The organism is Stenotrophomonas sp. SXG-1 (assembly GCF_014083965.1).
Classification (GTDB): Bacteria; Pseudomonadota; Gammaproteobacteria; order Xanthomonadales; family Xanthomonadaceae; genus Stenotrophomonas; species Stenotrophomonas geniculata.
Genome location: NZ_CP046588.1, coordinates 4,093,417 through 4,118,125, shown reverse-complemented (window position 1 = coordinate 4,118,125; position 24,709 = coordinate 4,093,417). Strand labels below are relative to the sequence as shown.

General features: G+C 66.7%; 16 protein-coding genes. 6 read left to right on the top strand and 10 right to left on the bottom strand.

Features of this window, described 5'->3' with window-relative positions; translation table 11 throughout:
• The first annotated feature begins 104 nt into the window (after positions 1-104).
• A complete protein-coding gene (gene ampE / locus GOC52_RS18765; protein WP_049411816.1) occupies positions 105-992 on the top strand; it encodes a regulatory signaling modulator protein AmpE in 888 nt (295 codons plus the stop codon).
• A gap of 536 nt (positions 993-1,528) precedes the next feature.
• On the opposite strand, the gene GOC52_RS18760 is transcribed toward ampE, so the two are convergent.
• The 10 genes from GOC52_RS18760 to GOC52_RS18715 form a co-directional block, all read right to left on the bottom strand.
• Positions 1,529-1,954 (bottom strand): DUF2752 domain-containing protein, encoded by a 426-nt coding sequence (locus GOC52_RS18760; protein WP_043397326.1) that lies wholly within the window; start codon positions 1,952-1,954, stop codon positions 1,529-1,531.
• Positions 1,955-1,997: 43 nt separating this feature from the next.
• Entirely contained in the window at positions 1,998-2,276 is a 279-nt protein-coding gene (locus GOC52_RS18755) for a CD225/dispanin family protein (protein ID WP_010481000.1), read from the bottom strand.
• Between the two features lie 34 nt (positions 2,277-2,310).
• A complete protein-coding gene (locus tag GOC52_RS18750) occupies positions 2,311-2,598 on the bottom strand; it encodes a CD225/dispanin family protein (RefSeq protein ID WP_005419784.1) in 288 nt (95 codons plus the stop codon).
• Between the two features lie 182 nt (positions 2,599-2,780).
• A complete protein-coding gene (locus GOC52_RS18745; protein WP_191850122.1) occupies positions 2,781-4,670 on the bottom strand; it encodes an MFS transporter in 1,890 nt (629 codons plus the stop codon).
• Positions 4,671-4,767: 97 nt separating this feature from the next.
• Positions 4,768-5,562 carry an SDR family NAD(P)-dependent oxidoreductase gene (locus GOC52_RS18740; protein WP_071305944.1) on the bottom strand — a complete coding sequence of 265 codons (795 nt, stop codon included), beginning with the start codon at positions 5,560-5,562 and terminating at the stop codon, positions 4,768-4,770.
• A 141-nt stretch (positions 5,563-5,703) separates the two neighbouring features.
• Complete coding sequence (yccS, locus tag GOC52_RS18735; protein WP_071305943.1) at positions 5,704-7,881, bottom strand: YccS family putative transporter; 2,178 nt, start codon at positions 7,879-7,881, stop codon at positions 5,704-5,706.
• Between the two features lie 95 nt (positions 7,882-7,976).
• Positions 7,977-10,037, bottom strand: coding sequence for a TonB-dependent siderophore receptor (locus GOC52_RS18730; RefSeq protein ID WP_191850120.1), 2,061 nt, complete (start codon positions 10,035-10,037; stop codon positions 7,977-7,979).
• 250 nt (positions 10,038-10,287) lie between these two features.
• Complete coding sequence (locus tag GOC52_RS18725) at positions 10,288-13,410, bottom strand: efflux RND transporter permease subunit (RefSeq protein WP_049453005.1); 3,123 nt, start codon at positions 13,408-13,410, stop codon at positions 10,288-10,290.
• A gap of 31 nt (positions 13,411-13,441) precedes the next feature.
• Entirely contained in the window at positions 13,442-16,675 is a 3,234-nt protein-coding gene (locus tag GOC52_RS18720) for an efflux RND transporter permease subunit (RefSeq protein WP_019336709.1), read from the bottom strand.
• 74 nt (positions 16,676-16,749) lie between these two features.
• Entirely contained in the window at positions 16,750-17,994 is a 1,245-nt protein-coding gene (locus GOC52_RS18715; protein ID WP_049453003.1) for an efflux RND transporter periplasmic adaptor subunit, read from the bottom strand.
• A 188-nt stretch (positions 17,995-18,182) separates the two neighbouring features.
• On the opposite strand from GOC52_RS18715, the gene GOC52_RS18710 reads away from it, so the two are divergent.
• From GOC52_RS18710 to GOC52_RS18690, 5 genes are all read left to right on the top strand, one after another.
• Positions 18,183-19,502, top strand: a complete 1,320-nt coding sequence (locus GOC52_RS18710) for a M20 family metallopeptidase (RefSeq protein ID WP_043397353.1) — start codon at positions 18,183-18,185, stop codon at positions 19,500-19,502.
• A gap of 521 nt (positions 19,503-20,023) precedes the next feature.
• Complete coding sequence (queF, locus tag GOC52_RS18705) at positions 20,024-20,842, top strand: NADPH-dependent 7-cyano-7-deazaguanine reductase QueF (RefSeq protein ID WP_010481022.1); 819 nt, start codon at positions 20,024-20,026, stop codon at positions 20,840-20,842.
• A gap of 212 nt (positions 20,843-21,054) precedes the next feature.
• Positions 21,055-21,348: a LysM peptidoglycan-binding domain-containing protein gene (locus GOC52_RS18700; protein WP_005419771.1), complete on the top strand. Its 294-nt coding sequence runs from the start codon at positions 21,055-21,057 to the stop codon at positions 21,346-21,348.
• 43 nt (positions 21,349-21,391) lie between these two features.
• Entirely contained in the window at positions 21,392-21,904 is a 513-nt protein-coding gene (locus GOC52_RS18695) for a hypothetical protein (protein WP_126560168.1), read from the top strand.
• Positions 21,905-22,267: 363 nt separating this feature from the next.
• Entirely contained in the window at positions 22,268-24,490 is a 2,223-nt protein-coding gene (locus tag GOC52_RS18690; protein WP_191850118.1) for an NADP-dependent isocitrate dehydrogenase, read from the top strand.
• Positions 24,491-24,709 lie beyond the last annotated feature (219 nt).

The following is a 24,709-nucleotide window of genomic DNA, read 5'->3' as shown; positions in this document are numbered from 1 at the left end:
CCACCTGAACACGGCCCGGGTTACAGTCCGGTTCACCGCTGAGGGCGCCGCTGCGACAGGTAAGGTAGCGGCGCCGAGCGTTCTGTTTCGTAGGGAGACCTGCCATGTTCACCACTCTGGCCGCCGTGCTGGTGGCACTGGCCCTGGGCCATGTTGCCCCGGCCGCTGCCGCCTCGCTGCGCCGTTTCGACGGCTTCCGGCGCTGGCTGGGCTGGCTGGACGCGCGCGGCGGCAAGGCCTGGCAGGGTCCGGCAGGCGTGGCCCTGGCATTGCTGCCGCCGCTGCTGCTGATGGTGCTGCTGGCGTGGTTGCTGCGCGGGGTGCTGTTCGGTCTGCCGTCGCTGTTGCTGGGCGTGGGCGTGCTGGCCTGGTGCTGGGGGCCACGCGACCTGGATCGGGATATCGAAGCGATCATCGACGCGGATGATGCGGCGACACGACAGGCGGCCGTGCGCAACCTGCAGTCGGCCGGGGGCAGCCTGCGCGAAGACGTGCCCTCGCTGGTCGAGGCGACCGTGCTCAATGCACTGCGGCGCTGGTTCGCGGTGCTGTTCTGGTTCCTGCTGCTGGGCCCGGCCGGTGCGCTGGGCTATCGCCTGCTGGCATTGATGGCGGAAAGCCCGATGCGTGCCCGCGTGCCGGTGGAGCCGCTGGCGCTGGCGCAGCGCCTGCTGGGCTGGATCGAATGGCCGGTGGCGCAGTTGATGGCGTTCTCGATGGCGCTGGTGGGCAACTTCGATACGGCGTGGAAGGCCTGGCGCCAGGCCCATGGCGAGCGCCTGGCCGGCAACATCGGGTTCCTGGGCGCGGTGGCGCGGGCCAGCGTCAACGCCGAGCTGCGTGAGGACGCGCACGATTACACCGAGGCCGGGCTGTTGCCGGTGTGGCAGCGGCTGCCGGACCTGCGTGATGCGATGAGCCTGGTGTGGCGGATGCTGCTGCTGTGGCTGGCGATCCTCGCCCTGCTGGTGATTGCAGGCTGGGTGACGTAGTGGCTTTTGCAGGGCTTGCAGCCCTGCACCTGCAGAGGCAACAGCAACGGCAACAGCAACAGCAACAACAGCAACAGCAACAGCGGCTCTGGGTTGCTGAGGGTTGGGCGGGGCGGTGTGGGGCTGCAGGACACGCCGTAAACCCGTCCCTGGGGGCTCGATGGCGCCATCCATGGCGCCAACGGTCCTGCAGCCCCACACCGCCCCACCCCCGATGGTTTCCCGGTGGCGGTGGGTGACCTGCGATTGCGGGTAGGTGTCGACCTTGGTCGACACGGTAGATCCACGCCATGCGTGGATGCAGAGCGAAGCGATCCGCTTTCGCTTTTGATCTTCTCTTTCTTTTCCGTGGTGGACGCACACGGAAACTGTCCGTGGCCGGGCGGGTGGGCTGCGCAGGGGCGTGAGCCGCATGGATGCGGCGACCGAGCTTACATGGACGTACTTGCAGCGGCCCCTGCGCAGCCCACCCGCCCGGCCAGATCCCGTATCAATGCACTCGCCCACCACGAGGGGCTGCGCCGTTGGCTGGAAACCTAGACCGGTGCCAGTGCAGTGAACGGTGCCCACGGCAGGTTGCGCAGCAGCGCATACCCGGGCAGCACCCAGAGCCAGAACACGGGATTGGCCAGTACCCGCATCAGCGGGTCGAGCACGCGCGGGCGGATGCCGGCGATGTTCAGCAGCATCAGCAACAGGAACGGCAGGCTGATGACCAGCAGCGGGTTCATCGCCATCGCGCCGGGCAGGTCGAAGTGGACCAGGGAATACAGGCAGCGCGTGCTGCCACAGCCCGGGCAGTACAGGCCGGTCAGGGCGTACAGCGGGCAGCTCGGCAACGGATTGCCGGCGACATACGGATTGACGTTGCGCAGGACCACTGTGGCACCCACGGCCAGGCCGGCGGAAACCAGCAGCGGTGCCCAGCGGGCGAGTCGGGAAGGAGCGGGAAGCGCGGACATGCAACAACGGATCCGGCGCAGGCGCCGGATCCGTCCAGGCGCATCAGTAGCTGCTGTTGCTCATCGCGCCCATGCCGCCGAGCACAACGAAGAACAGCACGTACAGCACGACCACGACGACCCAGGCGATGGCCGACCAGATGGCCCACTTCTTGGCCTTGGCAGCCGAATCCTGGGCGCCGGCGATGTCGCCAGCGGCCAGCTTGCCGTTGACCTGGGCGGCGTAGACGATCGACACGATGCCGGCCGGCAGGCAGCAGAACAGGGTGGTCAGGATCGCCCAGACCAGGTTGTTCGGGACCTGCGGAGTAGCGGTATTCATGGGTTCAAGCTCCTTGATGGGTGGTGGTGGTGAATCATTGGTCGGAAAGAGCGCCCAGTACGGCCAAGCCGCCGAACAGCCCGAACCACAACAGCAACAGGACCGGCAGGGCCACGGCCGAAGCCACCGCCCACCAGCCCGCCTTGCGCGACGCGCTGTAGGCCCCCGGCAGGTCGCCGGCCGCGCGGCGGCCATCGACCTGGGAGGCATAGACGATCGACACCACGCCCAACGGCAGGCAGCAGAACAGCGTCGTCAGGATCGCCCAGACCAGATGGTTGGGGATGTAGACCGGACGGCTGAGCGGTGGCGGTTGATTCAAAGCGAGACTCCATTCCTTGGTGGCCGGCCGTGATGTATCGGCCGGACCTCCCCCCTGTGGGTGCGTAATCTACCGCAACCGACGTTGCATGTATGCGTTTACAGTCACGACATGTCGCGTACGCCACTGGACGGTGACGTATGTGGGGGAGGTTGCCGGGCCCGCCTGGCGGGCCGGTACCGTCAGGCGTGATCGCCGCGCAAGGCCCGCACCTGGGCCTCCAGCACCGGAGCGCTGGTGCTGTGGCCATCCACGGCCGGTGCGGCCACCACCTCGACGGTGGCACGGAAACGGCGTGGCACGCGCATCCGGCCAAGGCGGCTGTCGCGACGGCTCCACATGCTCGACCACATGCCGCGCAGCGCCATCGGCACCACCGGCACCGGCCGCCGTTCCAGGATCTTCTCGACGCCGGACTTGAACGGTGCCATCGCACCATCCTTGGTCAGCGCACCTTCCGGGAAGATGCAGACCAGCTCACCTTCGGCCAGTGCGGCGTCGATCTCATCGAACGCGCGCTGCATCAGCGCCGGGTCCTCGCGTGCACCGGCAATCGGGATCGCCTTGGCGGTGCGGAAGATCCAGCGCATCACCGGAATGTTGAAGATCCTGTAGTACATGACGAAGCGCACCGGGCGCGGAATCGTCGCCGACAGGATCAGCGCGTCCATGTAGCTGACATGGTTGCAGACCAGCAGCGCAGCGCCCTCGTCGGGCACGTTCGCTTCGATGCCGTGCGGTCGCAGCCGGTACAGGGTGCGCACCATCAGCCAGCTGAGGAAGCGCATCAGGAATTCGGGGACGATGGTGAAGATGTAGATCGCCACCAGCGCGTTGGCGATGGCCAGCGCCAGGAACTGCTGCGGAATGGTCCAGTGCAGCAGCTTGTGCGCGGCCAGCGACAGCAGGGCTGCGCCGACGATGAAGCCGGAATTCTGGATGTTCAGCGCGGCGAACACGCGCGACATCTGGGCCTTCGGTGTGCGGCTCTGGATCAGCGCGAACAGTGGCACCACGAAGATGCCGGTGAACAGGCCGATGCCGATCAGGTCGATGACGATGCGGATGCTGCCCGGCTGCTGCAGGAACGTGCCGATGGTCAGCCCGTGCACCGTTGCTTCGCCACTGCGGGCGAAGTACAGGTCGAGCAGGAACGCGGTCATGCCGAACGCACCCAGCGGCACCAGGCCGATTTCCACCGTGCGTGCCGACAGCTTCTCGCACAGCAGCGAGCCGATGCCGGTGCCGACCGAGAACAGGGCCAGCGCGAAGATGTACAGGGTCGGCTCACCGCCGAGGTTGGTCACGGCATAGGCCGGCAGCTGCGAGGTCAGCACGGTGCCGACGAACCAGAACCAGGACACACCCAGGATCGAATTGCGCACCGCCTTCTGCTGGCGCGCCATGCGCAGCACCGCAAGCGACTCCGGCAGCGGGTTCCAGTTGATCTTCAGGTTCGGGTCGCCGGCATCGACCTTGGGAATCAGGCGCGCGGCGATGTTGCCGCAGATGGCCAGCACGATGATCGCGCACGCTGCCACTACGGTGCCGTGGCTGCCGGCCACGGTGAACACCAGGCCGCCGACGATCATGCCGGACAGGATCGACATCGAGGTGCCCATTTCAACCAGACCGTTGCCACCGGTCAACTCTTCGGGCTTGAGTACCGAGGGCAGTACCGAGTACTTCACCGGTCCGAACAGGGTTGACTGCATGCCGGTACAGAACAGCGCGACCAGCAGTACCGGCAGGCTCTGGGTGAGGAAGCCCGTGGCCGCCAGCGACATGATCACGATCTCCATGGTGGTGGTGATCACGATCAGTCGCGATTTTTCCAGTTTGTCGGCGATCTGCCCGGCCAGTGCCGAGAACAGGAAGTACGGCAGGATGAAGATGGCAGGTGCCAGCGTGGCATACAGCCCCAGTTCTTCCTCCGGCACGGCCATGAACAGCAACATGCTGATGATCGCCTGCCGGTACACGTTGTCGTTGAACGCTCCAAGCGCCTGGACGACGAAGAACGGCAGGAAACGGCGCTGGCGCAGCAGGGCGAACTGGTTGTGACCGGACATGGAGCCTCCTTGACCGGCGCAGCCTAGCATTCCTGTCCATCCGCTGTGGGTGCGGACCTGTGGGTGCGGACCGTTGGTCCGCACACTTTGAAAGATCTCAGACGATATCGTCGACCACGCCGCCATCCACGCGCAGTGCCGCACCGGAGGTGGCGGAGGCCTGCGGCGAGGCCAGGTACACCACCATGTTGGCCACTTCCTCGACCGTGGCGGTGCGCTGGATCACCGAAGACGGCCGGTGTGCCATCACGAACTCGCGGCCGATCTGCTCCAGTGGCTTGCCACTGCGCTGGCGTTCATCTTCGAACATTGCCGCGAAGCCATCGGACAGGGTCGGGCCGGGCAGCACTGCGTTGACGGTGACGCCGCTGCCGGCCACACGCTTGGCCAGGCCGCGCGACAGCGACAGCTGCGCGGTCTTGCTGACACCGTAATGGATCATGTCGGCGGGAATGTTGCGTGCCGATTCGGAGGAGATGAACAGCACGCGACCCCAGCCGGCATCGACCATCGCCGGCAGCAGTGCCCGCGACAGGCGCACGCCGGACATCACATTGGTCTGCCAGTAGCGCTCCCAGGTGGCGTCTTCGGTCTCGAAGAAGTCCTCGGGGCCGAAAATGCCGGCGTTGTTGACCAGGATGTCGACCTTGGGCAGGCCCGCCAGCAGCGTGTCGACGCCGGCCGCATCGGAGAGGTCGGCGGCCACGCCGAGCACGTCGGCACCCGGAACGGCGGCGAGCAGGCGCTGGCGGGCGCGTTCGACGCTGTCGGTGCTGCGGCCGTTGAGAATGACCCGCGCACCCGCTGTGGCCAGGCCCTGGGCGATCGCCAGGCCGATGCCGGCGGTGGAGGCGGTGACCAGCGCGGTACGGCCGGCGAGTTCGATCTTCATGGGGGAGTCCAGGACCAGGGGATCACCCAGTATCCGCGCGGAAACGTGATCGGGATGCATCGCAAGGCGCAACACACGGTTGCACACGGTGCAGTAGATCCACGCCACGCGTGGATGGGATGTCCGACCAGCGATGAGGGATCAGGTCAGGCTGGTTACCGCCTCATTCGCCGCCGCCCGCACCTTCGGCAGCATCCGCAGCACCAGCGCCATCTGCGTGCGGATCAGCTGCAGCTTCGGCGGCATCGCTTCATCGATCTGCTCCAGCTCGGCGGCCACCGCGCGGTCGGCGTCATTGTCGTCCTCGCTGACCGGCTGCCGTGCGGCCAAGGCCGAGGACAGCTGCTGCAGCGCCTTTCGCACGCGCTCACCGGCGGCCAGCGCCAGCGGATCACCGGCGTAACTGTCCACCTGGTCGCGGTGCGCACCCAGCGCCGAGAGATGGCCGAGCAGCATGTTGGACAACGCCAGGAAATGGAAACCGGCATCGAGGTTGCGGCGCACGTGGCCCGGCTCGCGCAGCATGTTCGACAGCGCGGTGGACAGCGCGGCATCGGCGTTGTGCATGTCGCGGCGGGCGATGCGGTAGGCCAGGTCATCGCGCATGCCGCTGCGGTACTGGCCCAGTACCGAATCCAGGTAGCGTGCGGCGGTGTCCAGCACGCGCGCCAGCACAAGGTGCAGCTGGCGGCCCTGCCAGTCGGGCAGGATCAGGAACGCGGCGGCGGCGGCAATTGCGCAGCCCAGCAGCGTATCGACCATGCGCGGCACGATTAGCACGAAGCCATCGCCGATCAAGTTGAAGCAGGTCAGGGCCATCACCGTGATCGCCGCCGATGCCACCAGGTAGCGGTCGGTGCGGGTGAAGAAGAACAACAGCGCCGACAGCAGCGCGATCAGCAGCTGCACGTGCAGCTGCGGGAACAGCTGCAGCAGCGCCCAGGTCAGCACCAGGCCGGCCACGGTGCCGACGATGCGTTGCGCCAGGCGCTGGCGGGTGGCACCGAAGTTGGGGCGGCATACGAACACGATGGTCAGCAGCACCCATGAGCCGTTCTGGGCATTGAACAGGCGGATCGCCGCGAAACCGGCGATCAGTGCCAATGCCATGCGCAGGCCGTGGCGGAACAGGACCGAACCGGGCGTGAGCTGCTGGCGCACGCGCACGCCCATCTCGCGAAGGGTGTGCGGGTTGCTGTCGCGCAGGCGGGTATCGACGTTGTCCAGGCTGGCCTCGGAACGCTCCGCATCCAGCAGGCGGCGCTCGATGCTGCGCAGGTTGTGCACGAGCAGGTCGAGCGAGCCGAGCAGTCGCTGCCACTGCGGCCGCTGCTGGTCGCGCAGGTAGGCCAGCGCATCGGCCAGATCGCGTCCGGCCTGCTGGTTGCTTTCGCCATACACGAATGGACGGCGCAGGCGGATCGCCCCGCCCAGCCGCGCGCAGGCCTGCCCCTGCAGGTCGAGCAGGCGCTGGCAGCGGTACAGCACATCGCTATGGAAGAAAGCATCGACCAGCGCACCGTACGGGTAGTGCGAGGAACTGGCGCGCTCGTGGAAATCCTGTGCCATGTAATAGAGGCGCAGGTACAGGCCGGAGTTCACGCCTGGCCGCCCGGAACGGCCGAAGCGGGCGAGGATCGCGGTCTTGGCCTCGTTCAACGCACCGACCACGCGCCGGTTCTGCTCGGCCAGGTCGAGCTGGCGACGTTGCAGGTCGGCCTCGCGCACCGGCTCGAACAGTGTTGCCTTCAACTGCAGGTAGCGGCCCAGTTCAACGTACAGGCGCGCCACGCGTTCGCGGACCGGACGGTTGGCGAACAGCGCGGTCCACAGGATCGACAGCAGGCCGTACCAGACCGCACCGGCCAGCAGGTGGCTGACCGCGTCCAGCGCGCTGTGCAGGTCGCTGGCACCGTGTTGTTCCAGGCCGATCATGGTGTAGATCGCCAGCGTTACCGTGGCCTGGGCGATCGACGCGTAGCGTTCGCCGAGCGCACCCAGCAGGGTCAGCCCGAACGTGGACAGCGCCAGCGCCCCGATGAAGATCCATGGCCAGGGGAACAGCCAGATCACCGACGCGGCGGCAAGGCAGAAGCACAGCAGCGACAGCAGTACCGCCTTGGTACGTCCCCACCAGTTGTCATCGGTCTCGGCGATGGCGCTGGCGATGATGCCGAGGAACACGCCGGGCAGGGCGGTGAGCGCATCCAGTTGCCAGCACACGGCAAGCGCTGCGGTCAGGGCGATGAACACGCGCAGGCCGTAGCTGGCCTTTTCGTGGGCCCACAGGCGGCTGAGGCGGGATTCGCGGGCGGACATGCAGGCTCGGTGGAAGGGTCTCCCACCATTATTGCGGGCTGCGCGTGAAATATGGAGTGCGGACCAACGGACCGCACCCCCGGCGGTGCCGGGCCTTACATGTCGAACCGCACGCTCACCGCGAACGTACGCGGCAGGCCGACGCCGGCGTTGGACCAGTATTTCCGGTTGGCCAGGTTCTCGACGCTGGCGCGCACGGTCACCGGGTGGCCGGAGGCGAGCAGGCGATAGCCGATGCCTGCATTGACCAGCGTGTAGTCGGGCAGCTTCAGGGTGTTGTCGGCGTCGTACCAGACATCGCCGTAATAGCGCACGGCGGCGTAGGTCTCCAGCCCATCCACCCATGGCAGCTGGTAGGTGGCATGCAGTACTCCGCTCCAGCGCGCAGCACCTGCGGTGCGCTTGCCTTCCTGCGAGGCGCTGCCCGGAGACAACTTGTCGTAGGTCGGGTCCAGCCAGGTCACGCCGCCCCCCACCGTCAGCGCGTCTGTCACGTGCAGGTCGCCATTGGCTTCGATGCCTTCGTACAGCGTGATGCCGTCCTGCACCAGGCGAGGCAGGCTGCCGGCGATCAGCTGGTCGATGTTGGCGCCACGTTCCAGCCGGAACGCCGCCAGATTCGCATTCCAGCGTGCCGCGTCGACCTTCGCGCCGATCTCGTACTGCTTGCTGATGGTCGGGTCGAGCACGTCGCCGGCGTTGGCGTAGCTGTTGCCCACGCGGCTGCCCGCTTCCAGCGATTCGATGTAGCTGGCGTAGAGTGTGACCGCCTCGCTGGGCTTGAACATCACGGCGTAGGTCGGTGTGACCGGGTAGGTGTGGTAGCGGCCCTTGGTCTCGTAGTCGTTGTAGCGCCAGCCCGCCAGGACCGACCAGCCGCTGCCGAGATCGACGGTATCGCTCGCGAACACCGCCTGCTGCACGGTCTCGTCGCCGCGGGTCATCGCCCGTAAACCCACGGCGTCATGGCGGATCGCGTGGCGCTGGTACAGGTTGGCGCGGCCGATCAGGCTCCATTCGTAGGGGCGGTCCCAGCCCAGCCCGGTCTGGTGGCTGATGCCCGCCACCACCTGATGCTGCAGGGGGCCGGTGCGGAAGCTGCCCTGCAGCATCGCCTGGGCCAGCTTCCACTCGCTCTTGCCACCCAGTTCGTAGACGTTGACGTCGTAGTCGCCGTTGGGATTGTCGATGTAGGCGAAGATCTTGTTGACGTCATTCCACGAGGTGGTGACGCCGTAACTCAGGCTGGCTTTCCAGTTGCTGTTGATCTGCCAGTTCAAGCCGGTCGACAGCAGGCTGGATCGGGTGTCGTAGTAGGTGCCGGGTACGCTGTTGTCGGTATCCCCGGCAATCGGTCGCGGCAGCGATGTCAGGCCACGGAAGTAGTACTGCGGCGACTCTTCGCGCAGATCGCGTGACTGGAACACGCCGTCGAAGGTCCAGGTCAGTACATCGCTCAGGCGCGCATCCAGCGACAGTGCGCCAACCTTGCGATCGACGTGCCCACCATTGAAGGTCTCGCCCTTTTCCTGGAAGGCGTTGAAACGGTAGCCGAACATCTGCTCGTTGCCGAAACGTCCGCCAACGTCGATGCCGCCGCTGACGATGCCCTGTTCACGCCAGCCCAGCTGGGCGGAGAAGGTGGGCGTGTCCGTCGGCTTCCTGGTGATGTAGTTGACGATGCCGCCGGGTGCACCGAACCCGTACAGGAAACCGCCCGGGCCTTTCAGCAGATCGACCTGTTCCATCACTTCCAGCGGCCATTCGGTACCCCAGGAAGAGACCTGCAGGCCATTGACGCGATAGCTGTCGAAATTCAGTTCGATACCGCGATTGCGGATGGGCGAGCTCCAGCCGCTGGCGTAGGCGCTGACCTGGGTGGTGACCGAGGGGTCGAGCAGGAAGGCTTCGCCCAGCGAGACCACCTGGCGCTGCTCGATCTGCTCGCGGCCAACAGCGGTGATCGCAAACGGAGTGTCGCGCAGGGCGCGGTCGCCCAGTGCGCCGGCGTCGGTATGGGTGCGTTCGGCGGTGACCTTCACCGCATCCAGATCGATGGCGTTACGGCTGACGGCCGGCGCTTCGGCATGGGCAGCGCAGGCGGCGGACAGGGCGGAGGCCAGCAGGGCCAGGCGGGGGAGACGGGAAGGCAGCATCGATGGTGGTCCTCGACGGACGGCCACAGGCCATCCGCCCACGGGTGGGGGAAGGGGCAGTGGCTGGGATCACGCAGGCTGGCCGGAGATGGCAGCGGGGCGCCGCGAAGGGGCGCAGGACCATGGCTGGATGAGAATTGTTCTCTTTTCGTTACGGCACGTCAAATCCAAAGCGGCGTGCGGACCAACGGTCCGCACCCACCAGAGGCAGGTGTTGCACTAGATCCACGCCGTGCGTGGATGGGCCCTTCTACGCCCGCTGCGCGCGCTTGAGCAGCTTCGCTTCGCGCCTGCGCGCGCGACGTGCCCGCCAGCGCTCGGCCAGGCAGGAGAAGATCACGTACAGCGCCGGGGTGCTGAGCAGGGTCAGGCTCTGCGAGAACAGCAGGCCGCCGATCATCGCGATACCCAGCGGACGACGCAGCTCGGACCCTTCGCCCAGGCCGATCGCCAGCGGAACCGCCGCCAGGATCGCGACCATCGTGGTCATCATGATCGGACGGAAGCGTACGATGCTGGCCTCGCGTGCAGCCTCGCGCGGTGCCAGTCCATGCTCTCGCTGCGCCACCAGCGCGAAGTCGATCATCATGATCGCGTTCTTCTTGACGATGCCGATCAACAGCACCAGCGCGATCATCGAGATCACCGACAGTTCGGTGTTGGTGCCGAACAACGCCAGCAGCGCACCCACGCCCGCCGCCGGCAGCGTGGACAGGATGGTGACCGGATGGATCAGGCTCTCGTAGAGCATGCCCAGCACCAGGTACACGGTCAGGATCGCGGCAAACACCAGGATCAGCATGTCGCTGGGATCGGAGTTGAACCCGAACCCCGCATCATCGGCCAGGCGGATGTCGCCGGGCATGCGCATGCCGGCCACGGTGGCGTCGATGATCGCCTTGGCTTCGCCCATGCTCACGTTCGGCGCCAGGTTGTAGCTGAGGTCCATCGTCGTGTACTGGTTCTCATGGGTGATCTGCGAAGGCGCCAGCCCCGGCACCTGCTTGGCCACCGCAGTGAGCGGCACCATGTCGCCGTTGCGCGCACGCACATGCACCTCATCGAGCGCCGCCGGCGTAGCGGTCTGCGAAGGCAGGGCGTTGACCACCACGCTGTACTGGTTGATGTCTGAATAGATGGTCGAGATCTGGCGCTGGCCGAACGCGCCGTACAGGGCGCCGTCGATGGCGCCGACCGAAACACCCAGGCGGGCTGCCTTGGCACGGTCGATCTCGATGTTCTGGCGCAGGCCGGCATTGTCCACGTCGGTGCCGACGTCGCGCAGCTTCGGGTTCTTCTTCAGCTCCGCCTGCAGTTTGGGCAGCCATTCCTGCAGTGACGCCAGGTCATTGCCCTGCAGCGAGATGCGGTACTGCGCGCCCTGGCTGGAGCCACCGCCATCGTTGCTGGGCAGATCCTGGATCGCGCGCAGGCGCAGTTGCAGGTCGGGGTAGCGGTCGGCCTTCGCACTCAGACGCGCCAGGACATGCGCGGTGGTTTCGCGGCGGCCTTCCTTTCGCGACTTCAGCTCGACGTTGAACTGTGCGCTGGAGCCCTGGCGGCCGCTGCCCAGGCGCACGCCCACGGTCTTCACCGCCGGGTCGGCCATCAGCATGTCGGTGATGCGGCGCTGGCGGCTGACCATGTCCTCGAAGGAGACCGTAGCGCTGGAGTTGGCGCGGCCCCAGATCAGGCCGGTGTCCTGCGGCGGGAACGCGCCCTTCTTCACTGCACCGAACAGGAAGATGGTTGCACCGATCAGCAGCAGCGGTGTCAGCGACAGCAGCAGCGCATGGCGCAGCGAGAAGTCCAGGAACACGGTGTAGATGCGCAGCATGCGCTCGTGGCCGGCGTCCAGCCAGCGGCCGAAGCGTGACGGCGGCGCCGTGTGGTCGTGGGCGCTGAGGAAGCGGCTGCACAGCGCCGGGGTCAGCGTCAGCGAGACGATCATCGAGACCACGATCGCTGCCACCAGGGTGACGGTGAACTCGCGGAAGAACGCGCCCATCATGCCGCTGGCGAACAGCAGCGGAATGAACACCGCCACCAGCGAGGCAGTGATCGAGACGATGGTGAAGCCGATCTCGCGCGCGCCGGTCAGTGCCGCCTGCATCCGCGGCATGCCTTCGTCGAGGTGACGCATGATGTTCTCGATCACCACGATCGCATCGTCGACCACGAAGCCGATCGCGATCACCAGCGCCAGCAGGCTCAGGTTGTTCAGGGTGAAGCCCATCACGTACATCACCAGCGCGGCACCGGCCAGCGACAGCGGCACGGTTACGGCGGCGATCAGCGTCGGCGCCAGCCGGCGCAGGAACAGCGCCATGGTCAGCACCACCATTGCCAGGCTGATCAGCAGGGTGATCTGCACTTCATGCAGCGACGAGCGGATGGTCGGTGTACGGTCGAAGTACGGCGTCATCGTGGTGCCGGGCTGCAGGTAGTCGCGCAGCGCGGGAATCTGCGCCTTCACCCGGTCCACGGTTTCCACGATGTTGGCGCCGGCGCGGGTGAACACGTACATCACCACGGCGGGTTTGTGGTCGAACCACGCGGCCTGGTAGGCATCCTGCTGGCCGTCGTAGACGTTGGCGATGTCCTTCAGGCGGATCACCCGGCCATCGCCCTGGGTCTTCACCACCAGGTCGGCGAAGTCGGCCGCACGCGCGACCGAATCGTTGGCGATGATCGCGGTGGTGGTATTTCCATCGCTGAGGAAGCCGGTGGGCGAGGTCACGTTGGCCGCGCGTACGGCGTTGCGCAGATCATCGGCAGTCAGGCCCAGCGCGTTCATCAGGCGCAGGTTGACGTCCACGCGTACCGCCGGCGTCGAAGCACCGGCAATGTCGACCGAGGCAACGCCGCTGATCTGGCGGATGCGCTGCGCCAGCAGCGAGTCGGCGACGTTGTACAGCTCATCGGCCGACTGCGTCTGCGAGGTCAGTGCGATGGCGATGACCGGGTCGTCGTTCGGGTTCGCCTTCTGGTACATCGGCGATCCCATGCCCGAGGGCAGGTCGGCCTGTGCCGAGTTGATCGCGGTCTGTACGTCCAGCGCGGCCGAATCGATGTCGTGGCCGCTCTGGAAGATCATGAACACCAACGAGCTGCCTTCCGAGCTCGACGAGCGCATGCGGTCGATGCCCGGCAGCTGGCCGAGATGGCGCTCCAGCGGCGCGGTGACCGTGGACGCCATGGTTGCCGCATCGGCACCAGATTGGCTGGCGTGCACGAAGATCACCGGAATCTCGATGTTCGGCAGTGCCGACACGCCCAGGCGCAGGTAGCAGATCAGGCCGACCATGAACAGGCCGATGGCCAGCAGCGCGGTGCCGATCGGGCGGCGGATGAAGGGGCCGGACAGGTTCATCGTGCGGCCCCCCGCGGCAGCGGGGCGTGGATCATGCCTGCGGCTCCTGCAGCGATCCGTCGCGCAGTGCGCGCTGCTCGCGGCGGCGGGCAAGCCATTCGGAGAAGCGCTCCATGTACAGGTAGATCACCGGCGTGGTGTACAGGGTCACCAGCTGCGACAGCAGCAGGCCGCCGACGATGGCGATGCCCAGCGGGCGGCGCAGCTCCGAGCCGATGCCGGTGCCCAGCGCCAGCGGCAGCGCGCCGAGCATTGCCGCGGCGGTGGTCATCATGATCGGACGGAAGCGCAGCAGGCAGGCCCGGCGGATCGCTTCATGCGCATTGGCACCGGCGCGGCGCGCCTCGATCGCGAAGTCCACCATCATGATGCCGTTCTTCTTGACGATGCCGATCAGCAGCACGATGCCGACGATGCCATCCACCGACAGGCTCAGCCCGCACAGCATCAGCGCCAGCAGCGCGCCGACACCGGCCGGCGGCAGCGTGGAGATGATCGTGATCGGGTGGATGTAGCTCTCGTAGAGCACGCCCAGCACGATGTAGATCACCACCAGCGAGGCCAGCAGCAGCCACACCACATCGGTCTGGCTGCCGGTGAATTCGGCGGCCTTGCCGATGAATTCGGCATGCAGGTGTGCCGGCATGTCCAGGCTGTCCTTGGTCTCCTGGATCGCACGCACGGCGTCGGACAGCGAATAGCCCGGCGCCACGTTGAACGAGACCGTCACCGCTGGCAGCTGCTGCTGGTGGCTGACCACCAGCGGCGCACTGCTGACCTTGCCTTCGGCCAGTGCCGAGAGCGGAATGATGCTGCCGGCGCCGACGGTGATGCCGGTGTTCTGCGCGCCGATGCCGGTAGCCGTCGATGAATTCGACGAGGTGACCTGGCCGAAGCTGGTGGCATTGGTGCCGGTCAGCGCACCGGCACCATTGGAGGCAACGGCCAGCTGTTCCATCAGCGCGGTGCTGGTGCGGAACTCCGGCGCCACTTCCAGTACAACCCGATACTGGTTGAGTTCGGTGAAGATGGTCGAGATCTGGCGCTGGCCGAACGCATCGTAGAGCGTGTCGTCGATGGTCTGCATCGGCACGCCCAGCACGCTGGCCTTGTCGCGGTCGATGTTCAGCTCGAGGGCGCGGCCCTGATTGGACAGGTTGTTGTCGACGTCAGCCAGTTCCGGGCGCTTGCGCAGCGCTTCGGTCAGGCGCGTGGCCTGGGTGGCCACCGTCGCCGGATCGACGTCCGACAACGAGTACTGGTACTCGGTGGCGGCCACGCGGGTGTCCAGGGTTACGTCCTGTACCGGCTTCAGGTACAGCGCCACGCCCGGAATACCGGCCACCGCCTTCTGCAGGCGCGGCAGGATCTCATCCAGGCCATCGCGCTCGCCGCGTTCCTTCAGCACGATCGACAGCTGGCCCTGGTTGAGCGTGGGATTCATGCTGCCCGCGCCAATGAAGGCCGACACGCCGGTCACATCCGGATCCTGGCGCAGCGCTTCGGCGACCTGCCTGGTGCGCTGCTCCATCTGCGGGAAGGCGATGTTCTGGTCGGCCTGCACCACGCCGGTGATCAGGCCGGTGTCCTGTTCGGGCAGCAGGCCCTTGGGAATCAGCACGTACAGCAGCACGGTCAGCACCAGTGCGCCGCCGGCCACGGCCAGGGTCAGGCGCTGGTGGCCCAGCACCCAGTCCAGGCTGCGCTCGTACAGGCCGACGGTGCGCGTCCACAGGTTCTGCGTGCCGGCCGCCGCCGCACGCTCATGCGCGTCCTCGCCCTCGGGCAGGGCGTCGGGCTTGAGCAGGTAGGCGCACATCATCGGGGTCAGCGTCAGCGAGATCAGCATCGACAGCACGACGGCGATGCTCAGCACCCACGCGAACTCATGGAACAGGCGGCCGGTGACGCCGGGCATCAGCAACAGCGGCAGGAACACCGCCACCAGCGAGACCGTCAGCGACAGCACGGTGAAGCCGATCTGGCGCGCACCGATCTCGGCCGCTTCCTTGCCACTCTTGCCCTGCTCGATGTAACGCACGATGTTCTCGATCATCACGATCGCATCGTCGACCACGAAGCCGGTGGCCACCACCAGCGCCATCAGCGAGAGGTTGTCCAGCGACATGCCGGTGAAGGCCATCACCGCGAAAGTGCCCGCCAATGACAGTGGCACGGCCACCGAGGGAATGATCGTGGCCCACAGTCGGCGCAGGAACACGAAGATCACTGCGACCACCAGGCCGATGGTGAGGATCAGGGTGAACTGCACTTCATGCACCGAGGCGCGGATGGTCTCGGTACGGTCGTTGAAGATCTCCAGGTGCACGTCGGCTGGCAGCACGCCCTGCAGCTGCGGCAGGATCGCGCGGATGCGCTCGACGGTCTGCACGATGTTGGCGCCGGGCTGGCGCCGCACTTCCAGCAGCACCGCCGGCTTGCCATCGGCCCAAGCGGCCAGCTGGTCGTTCTCCACGCCATCAACCACTTCGGCCACGTCGGACAAACGCACCGGACGGCCGTTCTTGTAGCTGATGATGGTGTCGCGGTACTCGGCGGCACTGGTGAGCTGGTCGTTGGTACCGATGCTGTAGGACTGGGTCTTGCCGTTCAGTGAACCCTTGGGTGCATTGACGTTGGCCTGGGTCAGCGCGCTGCGCAGCTCTTCCAGGGTCAGGCCCATGTTCGACAGCTGCGCCGGATTGACCTGGATGCGCACGGCCGGACGCACGTTGCCGGCGATCGAGACCAGGCCCACGCCCTGTACCTGCGACAGGCGCTGGGCGAGGATCGAGTCGGCGTAGTTGTTGACGTCGCGCAGCGGCCGCGTATCGGAGGTCAGCTTGAGGGTGACGATGGCCGCGTCGGCCGGGTTCACCCGGTTGTAGACCGGCTGGTAGGGCAGCGACGAGGGCAGGGTGGCCTGGCGTATCGCCGCCTGTACGTCCTGCGCGGCGATGTCGATGTTCCGGTCCATCGAGAACTGCAGGATGATCGTGGACAACCCGGCCGACGAGTCGGAGGTCATCAGCTCCAGCCCGGAGATCTGACCGAACTGGCGCTCCAGCGGCGTGGTGACCAGCGAGGCCATGGTGGTGGCGTTGGCGCCAGGGTACTGGGTGGTGACCACCAGGCTGGGCGCATCGATTTCCGGCAGCGCCGACACCGGCAGCTTGCGGTAACCGAGGATGCCCAGCAGCAACAGGCCCGCCATCAACAGCGAGGTGGCGATGGGGCGGCGGATGAAGATCGTCGAAAAGCCCACGGACTGATCCTTGCTGGCACTTCAATGTCGGCGCCGGCAGGTGTGCCGGCGCGAGGGAGAACTGTGGCCTGCGCTCAGCGCGGGCCACCACCGCGACGGCCACTGCCGCCACCGTTCTTCTGCTCGGCCGCCTTCAGTTCGGCCTCGGTCGGTGCGACCGGGGTCTCGCCCGGCTTCAGCGCGGTGACCTTGCTGCCCGGCTTCAGGCGGAACTGGCCTTCGCTGACCACGCGCTCGCCGCCCTTCAGGCCTTCGGCGATCTGCACCTGGCTGTCGCCTACTTCCACGCCGCTGCGCACGGTCTGCATCTTCACCGTGTTGTCGCCCTGCACGACATAGACGTACTCGCCATCCGGCCCGCGCAGCACCGCCTGGGTCGGAATGACCACGCCGCCGGCAATCGTGCGCAGCTGCATGCGCACGTTGACGAACTGGCCCGGCCACAGGCCGTTGTCGGTGTTGTCGAAGATCGCGCGTGCCTTGAACGTGCCGCTGTCGGCACTGATCAGGTTGTCGACCACGTCCAGCTTGCCGTCACCGGACAGCACGTGCGAATCGGCGCGGTCCAGCGCTGCCACCGGCACCGCACCGGCGGCCTGCGCCTGGCGCACATCGCCGAGCTGGCGCTCGGGCAGGTTGAACAGCACGTGGATCGGATGGATCTGGGTCAGGGTGACCAGCGCGGTGCCGGCGTTGACCACGTTGCCGGCGTCGACCGCGCGGATGCCGGCGATGCCGGTGATCGGCGCGGTGACCTTGGTGTACTGCAGCTGCACCTGCGCCGAGCGCATGCTGGCCTCGTTCGCCGCGACTGCGCTTTCGTACTGTGCCACTTGGTTTCGCTGTGTATCCAGATCGGTCTTGGCGACGAACTGGCGATACTCCGGCGCGTTCGAGCGCTGGTAGTTGGAACGCGCGGTGGCCAGCAGCGCCTCGTTCTGGCGCTTGGATGCCACCGCCTGGTCATAGCTGGCCTGGGCGGTGCGCGGGTCGATCACCGCCAGCACATCGCCCTTCTTCACTTCCTGGCCTTCGCGGAAGTTCAGGCTCATCAGCTGTCCGCCCACCTGCGGGCTGACGGTGACGGTGTTCATTGCCGTCACCGTACCCAGCGCGCTGGCATAGACCGGCACGTCCTGGCGCGCCGCATCCACCACGGTGACCGGCACCGGGCCGGCATCCGGGTCTTCGCCGCCCTGACGCGCAGCTGCCGCAGGGCCACCGGCCTTGTCCTTGCCCCCGCCGAGTACGCGAAGGCCGACCACGGCCAGCACCAGTACCGCCACGACCAGCAGCACGATCTTCCAAACACGTGACATTCAAGGACTCCAAGAGGGCTGGACGGGGCGCGGCCCCGGTTGGCAATGCGCAAAGCATACCTGCGCCACATCACGTTTCCTGCATGACGGATGGGACGGGCGCTATGACCGGATCTGGCCGCGGAGGTTCCCGTGGCGGCGGCGTTGCCCTACATTCAGCTGGAACCCCCTTTGCCGTGGAGATTGCGATGCGCCGTTCGCTGCTGCTGTCCGCCCTGCTGCTGGCCCTGCCGGCCCTTGCTCATGCCCAGGACGGGCAACGCCCCGAAGTGACCGCCGCCGCCCAGCGCCTGCAGGCCAAGGTGGTCGAATGGCGCCGTGACTTCCATCAGCACCCGGAGCTGTCCAACCGCGAGGTGCGAACCTCGGCCGAGGTCGCCAAGCGCCTGCGTGCGATGGGCCTGAAGCCGAAGACCGGCATCGCCCACCACGGCGTGGTGGCGATCATCGAAGGCGGCAAGCCCGGCCCGAAGATCGCGTTGCGCGCGGACATGGACGCGCTGCCGGTGACCGAGCAGACGGGCTTGCCGTTCGCCTCCAAGGCCACCGACCAGTACCGCGGGCAGACCGTGGGCGTGATGCATGCCTGCGGCCATGACGCGCACACCGCCACCCTGCTGGGCGTGGCCGAAGCATTGGTCGCGATGAAGAAGGACCTGCCGGGCCAGGTGATGCTGATCTTCCAGCCGGCCGAGGAAGGCGCACCGCCGCCGGAAGAGGGCGGTGCCGCGCTGATGCTGAAGGAAGGCCTGTTCGCCGACTTCAAGCCGGAGGCGGTATTCGGCCTGCACGTGTTCTCCAGTGTGCAGGCCGGACAGATCGCGGTGCGCGGTGGCCCGCTGATGGCAGCGTCGGACCGCTTCGGGATCAAGGTGACCGGTCGCCAGACGCATGGCTCGGCACCGTGGAACGGCATTGACCCGATCGTCGCCACCGCCGATCTGGTCGGTACCGCGCAGACCATCGTCAGCCGCCGCGCCAACCTGTCCAAGCAGCCGGCGGTACTGACCTTTGGCGCGATCAACGGCGGCATCCGCTACAACATCATTCCCGATGAAGTGGAGATGGTTGGCACCATCCGCACCTTCGACGAAGGCATGCGCCAGCAGATCTTTGCCGACCTGCGCAACGTGGCCGAGCACACCGCCGCCGCGCATGGCGCCAAGGCGGTGACCGAGATCTACGAGGCCGATGGCAACCCGGCCACGGTGAACGACCCGGCACTGACCGCGAAGATGCTGCCGAGCCTGCAGGCGGTGGTGGGCAAGGACAACGTGTACGAGCCGCCGCTGCAGATGGGTGCGGAGGATTTCTCGCTGTACGCGAAGGAAGTGCCGGGCATGTTCTTCTTCGTGGGTTCCACCAGCGTGGGCATCGACCCGGCGACGGCACCGGCCAATCATTCTCCGAAGTTCCTGCTGGATGAGAAGGCGCTGGATGTGGGATTGCGCGCGTTGCTGCAGGTGAGCCTGGATTACCTGCACGGTACCGGCACTCCGGCGGGGTGAGGGTTTCCGGCAGGGCTTGCAGCCCTGCACCCGCTCAAATCAACGTCAACGTCAAAAGCGTGCATTCCGTGGGATGGCGGGGTGGGTCCGGTTGAGGGGGACGCCGTAAACCCGTCCCTGGGGGCTTGGCCGCGGCATCCATGCCGCGGACACCCCCTCAACCGGACCCACCCCGCCTTCGACAGTTTCCTGCTGCTGTCAGAACGACATTCTGCTTTGGTAGGTGTCGACCTTGGTCGACACGGCGGACGTCATGAACGTCTGAAGGATCGGCTTTTGATGTTGATTTTTCTGATCCTTCCCGTGGTGGCGCAGGAAACTGTCCGTGGCCGGGAGGGGGGGGGCTGGGGGCGTGAGCCGCATGGATGCGGCGACCGAGCTTACATGGACGTACTTGCAGCGGCCCCCAGCCCCCCCCCCTCCCGGCCGACCCCGAGAACCTGCCCTGAACCACCACGGAGGGGCTCCGCCGTTGGCCGGCCCGGCCGAAGGCCCGCCGTCCGCGCGATACAATGACGCCCATGAACACCCCACAGGATTCCAGCCTCGGTCGCGAGGTCAGTTACCCGTCGCAGTACGATCCCGGCCTGCTGTTCCCCATCCCCCGCAGCGGCGCCCGCGCCGAGATCGGCCTCGATGACGCCGCGCTGCCGTTCGTCGGCCACGACCGCTGGCACGCCTTCGAGCTGAGCTGGCTCGACCCGCGTGGCAAGCCGCAGGTGGCCGTGGCCACCGTGCAGGTGCCGTGCACCTCGCCGCGGCTGATCGAATCGAAGTCGTTCAAGCTGTACCTCAACTCCCTCAACAGCACCCGCATCGACAGCGCCGAGGCACTGCGCGAGCGCCTGGTGGCGGATCTGTCGGCCTGCGCCGGTGCGCCGGTCCAGGTCGAGTTCGGCCTGCCGGGTCTGCGCGAGACGCCGCTCGGCGAATCCATCGACGGATTGGACGTGGAGATCGACTGCTACGGTCCGCCGCAGGCGGACTTCCTCGCCGCCGATGCGGGTGAGGTGGTGGAAGAGACCCTGGTCTCGTCGCTGCTGAAGTCCAACTGCCCGGTCACCGGCCAGCCGGACTGGGCCACGGTCAGCCTGCGTTACCGCGGGCCGAAGATCGATCGTGCTGGCCTGCTGCGCTATCTGGTCAGCTACCGCGAGCACGCCGAGTTCCACGAGCAGTGCGTTGAGCGGATCTTCAGCGAGGTGACTTCGCGCTGCCAGCCGCAGTGGCTGGAAGTGGAGGCCCGCTATACCCGCCGTGGTGGCCTGGACATCAATCCCTGGCGCGCCAGTCCCGGCATCGCCGCCCCGGCTGCGACCTACCGCGAACTGCGGCAGTAACCCAGCAGGCGGTTACCGGTCGTGCCGGCCGCTGGCCGGCAACCACGTGGAACCGGTGTCCAGGGCAAGCCGGCCAGCGGCCGGCACGACCGGACACCTTCTCTCCCGATTGTTCAGCCGCCCCCGGGGGCGGCTTCACATCTGCACCATCCCCATTTAACAACCTCCATGGCACCGTGCGAACCACGTAGTCATGCAGACGGGAGTTGTGGATGAGTACCGAGAAGAAAGCCGATTTCTCCGGCGTCAGTGGCAGCGTCGACAGTACCGCCGAGCAGGTGCCGAAGGCGGACTTCTCCGGCGTCAGCGCCTCGGTGGACAGCACCGCAGACGTTGTCAGCGGCGGCACCTATACCGTGCAGAAGGGTGACTCGCTGTCGAAGATCGCCAAGCAGCATCTGGGCGACGCCAATGCCTGGAAGAAGATCTTCGAAGCCAACCGCGATGTGCTTGATGACCCGGACAAGATCTTCCCGGGCCAGACCCTGAAATTGCCGCCGAAGTAAGCCGGCCAGAACGCCGTCCGACAATCCCTGGGAGGAACCCCGAATGATCAAGACCGCCCCGCTCCAGACCGCCCTGATCGCCGCCCTGCTGGGCAGCGTCGCCTTGGTCGGTTGCAAGAAGAAAGAAGAGTCGACCGACAACAATGCCGCTCCGGCAGCGACTGCTCCGGCCGAACCGGCAGCACCGGCCCCGATGACCGGCGCGCCGCCGCCGATGGCCGAAGCCGCTGCTGTCAGCGTCTCGGCGGTCACGGTCGGCAAGACCGCAGCCGCCGACAAGTCGGTTGCGACGACGGCTCTGTTCGCGCCGAAGGACGACATCATCGTCTCGGTCAAGACCGACGGTGCCGCCAACAACGTCACCGTTGGCGCGAAGCTGACCTACCAGGACGGCCAGGTGGCCGGCGAACAGAATGCCACGCTGAACACCAGCGGTGCGGAAACCACCAACGTCACCTTCAAGAATGCAAAGGGCTGGCCGGCCGGCAAGTACCGCGCCGAAGTCACCGTCGATGGCAAGGCGGCCGGAACGCCGCAGGAGTTCGAGGTCAAGTAAGTCCAGCCGACTCTCTCCCGGCAGGGCTCACGATGGACGCAGCCGCGAGGCTGCGTCCTTTTTTATTGGGCGACGGTTGGCCCCATCCACGCATGGCGTGGATCTACTGACAAGCGGGCCGCGCTTCACCCACACGGTGTGCGGATGGATCACAGCGTTGCCGGCATGCAGTACCACCGCGTATGGCGTGGCTTTGCCCCGCGCGGCTGAAAACGCGACAATGCAGGGGTTTCCCCGCCGCGCGCCCACCCTGACGGCGACGGGGGAAAGCGTGGGGCCCCGCCTCGCGCGCGACACGGTTGCACGTGGCCCGGCGCTGGCGCCGGCCTTCCCCTGAGCATTGCTACAGAGTCCAAGTCCCCCATGTCCAAAATCCTCTACACGCTGACCGACGAAGCCCCGTTCCTGGCCACCCAGTCGCTGCTGCCGATCGTTGACGCCTACACCGGCACGGCCGGCATCGTGGTGGAAACCCGTGATATCTCGCTGTCCGGCCGCATCCTGTCGCAGTTCCCGGAACTGCTCAGTGACGCGCAGAAGGTCAGCGACGACCTGGCCGAGCTGGGCCAGCTGGCGACCACCCCGGACGCCAACATCATCAAGCTGCCGAACATCTCCGCCTCGGTGCCGCAGCTGAAGGCGGCCATCAAGGAACTGCAGGACCAGGGCTATCCGCTGCCGGATTACCCGGAAACCCCGGCCGACGACCAGCAGCGCGACTACAAGGCGCGCTACGACAAGGTCAAGGGCAGTGCGGTGAACCCGGTGCTGCGCGAAGGCAACTCCGACCGCCGCGCACCGCTGTCGGTGAAGAACTACGCGCGCAAGCATCCGCACCGCATGGGCGCCTGGGCGTCGGATTCGAAGTCGCACGTCGCGCACATGGCCGCCGGTGATTTCTACGGCAGCGAGAAGTCGGCCACCCTGGCCAACGCCGGTGCGCTGAAGATCACTTTCCACGGCAAGGACGGCAGCACCGTCGTGCTGAAGGAAAAGACCGCGGTCAAGGCCGGCGAGATCGTTGATGCCGCGGTGATGAGCCGCAAGGCGCTGGCCGCGTTCATCGCTGAGCAGATCGCCGATGCCAAGGCCCAGGGCGTGCTGTTCTCGCTGCACCTGAAGGCGACCATGATGAAGGTCTCCGACCCGATCATGTTCGGCGTGGCGGTCAACGAGTTCTACAAGGACGTGCTGGCCAAGCATGCCGACGTGCTGAAGCAGGCCGGTTTCGATGCCAACAATGGCATCGGTGACCTGGCTGCGCGCCTGCCGTCGCTGCCCGAAGCCACCCGCGCTGCGATCGAAGCCGACCTGGCTGCCGAGTACGCACAGCGTCCGGGCGTGGCCATGGTCAACTCGGACAAGGGCATCACCAACCTGCACGTGCCGAGCGACGTGATCGTCGACGCCTCGATGCCGGCGATGATCCGCGACTCCGGCAAGATGTGGAATGCCGAAGGCAAGCTGCAGGACACCAAGGCCGTCATTCCGGACCGCTGCTATGCCGGCGTGTACCAGGCCGTCATCGACGACTGCAAGGCGCACGGGGCCTTCGACCCGGCCACCATGGGCTCGGTGCCGAACGTCGGCCTGATGGCGCAGAAGGCCGAAGAGTACGGCTCGCACGACAAGACCTTCCAGATCGCCGCCGATGGCGTGGTCAAGGTCACCGACGACGCTGGCACCGTGGTGTTCGAGCACGCTGTGGAAGCCGGTGACATCTGGCGCATGTGCCAGACCAAGGACGCGCCGATCCAGGACTGGGTCAAGCTGGCCGTCGAGCGCGCCCGCCTGAGCAGCACCCCGGCCGTGTTCTGGCTGGATGCCGCCCGCGCCCACGACGCGCAGGTCATCGCCAAGGTCGAGCAGTATCTGAAGGACCACGACACCAACGGCCTGGACATCCGCATCCTGCCGCCGGTGGAAGCCACCGCGTTCTCGCTGGACCGCATCCGCAAGGGCGAGGACACCATCTCGGTGACCGGCAACGTGCTGCGCGACTACCTCACCGACCTGTTCCCGATCATGGAGCTGGGCACCAGCGCCAAGATGCTGTCGATCGTGCCGCTGATGGCCGGTGGTGGCCTGTTCGAGACCGGTGCCGGTGGTTCGGCGCCGAAGCACGTGCAGCAGTTCGTCGAAGAGGACTACCTGCGCTGGGATTCGCTGGGTGAGTTCCTGGCCCTGGCCGCCTCGCTGGAACACCTGGGCAACCGCTACGACAACGCTGCCGCCCGTGTCCTGGCCAAGGCGCTGGACGAAGCCAACGGCCAGTTCCTGGACAACGACAAGTCGCCGTCGCGCAAGCTGGGTGGCATCGACAACCGTGGCAGCCACTTCTACATCGCGCTGTACTGGGCCCAGGCCCTGGCCGCGCAGGACGAAGATGCTGCACTGAAGGCGCGCTTCGCTCCGCTGGCCAAGGCACTGACCGACAACGAGCAGAAGATTGTTGAAGAGCTGATCGCGGTGCAGGGCAAGGCCGTGGACATCGGTGGCTACTACCGCCCGGACGTGGCCAAGGCCAGCAAGGCGATGCGCCCGAGCGCGACCTTCAACGCCGCGCTGGAGCAGCTGCGCGGCTGATCCATCGCCGTTCGGTCGTGACCCCGGAACCCGCGCTTCGGCGCGGGTTTCTTTTTGGGCGGCCCCATTCGACCCGCGTCCAGAACCGTGACACCCGTCGGCTGTCGGAATGCCGTCAACGAGGCATGAAACTTGCCCGCGATGTCCGTCGCAGAACCGATCGGACACCGTCTGCAACCGCTCCCGATCTGAGCAGTCGATCACGACGGCTGCCGCTGG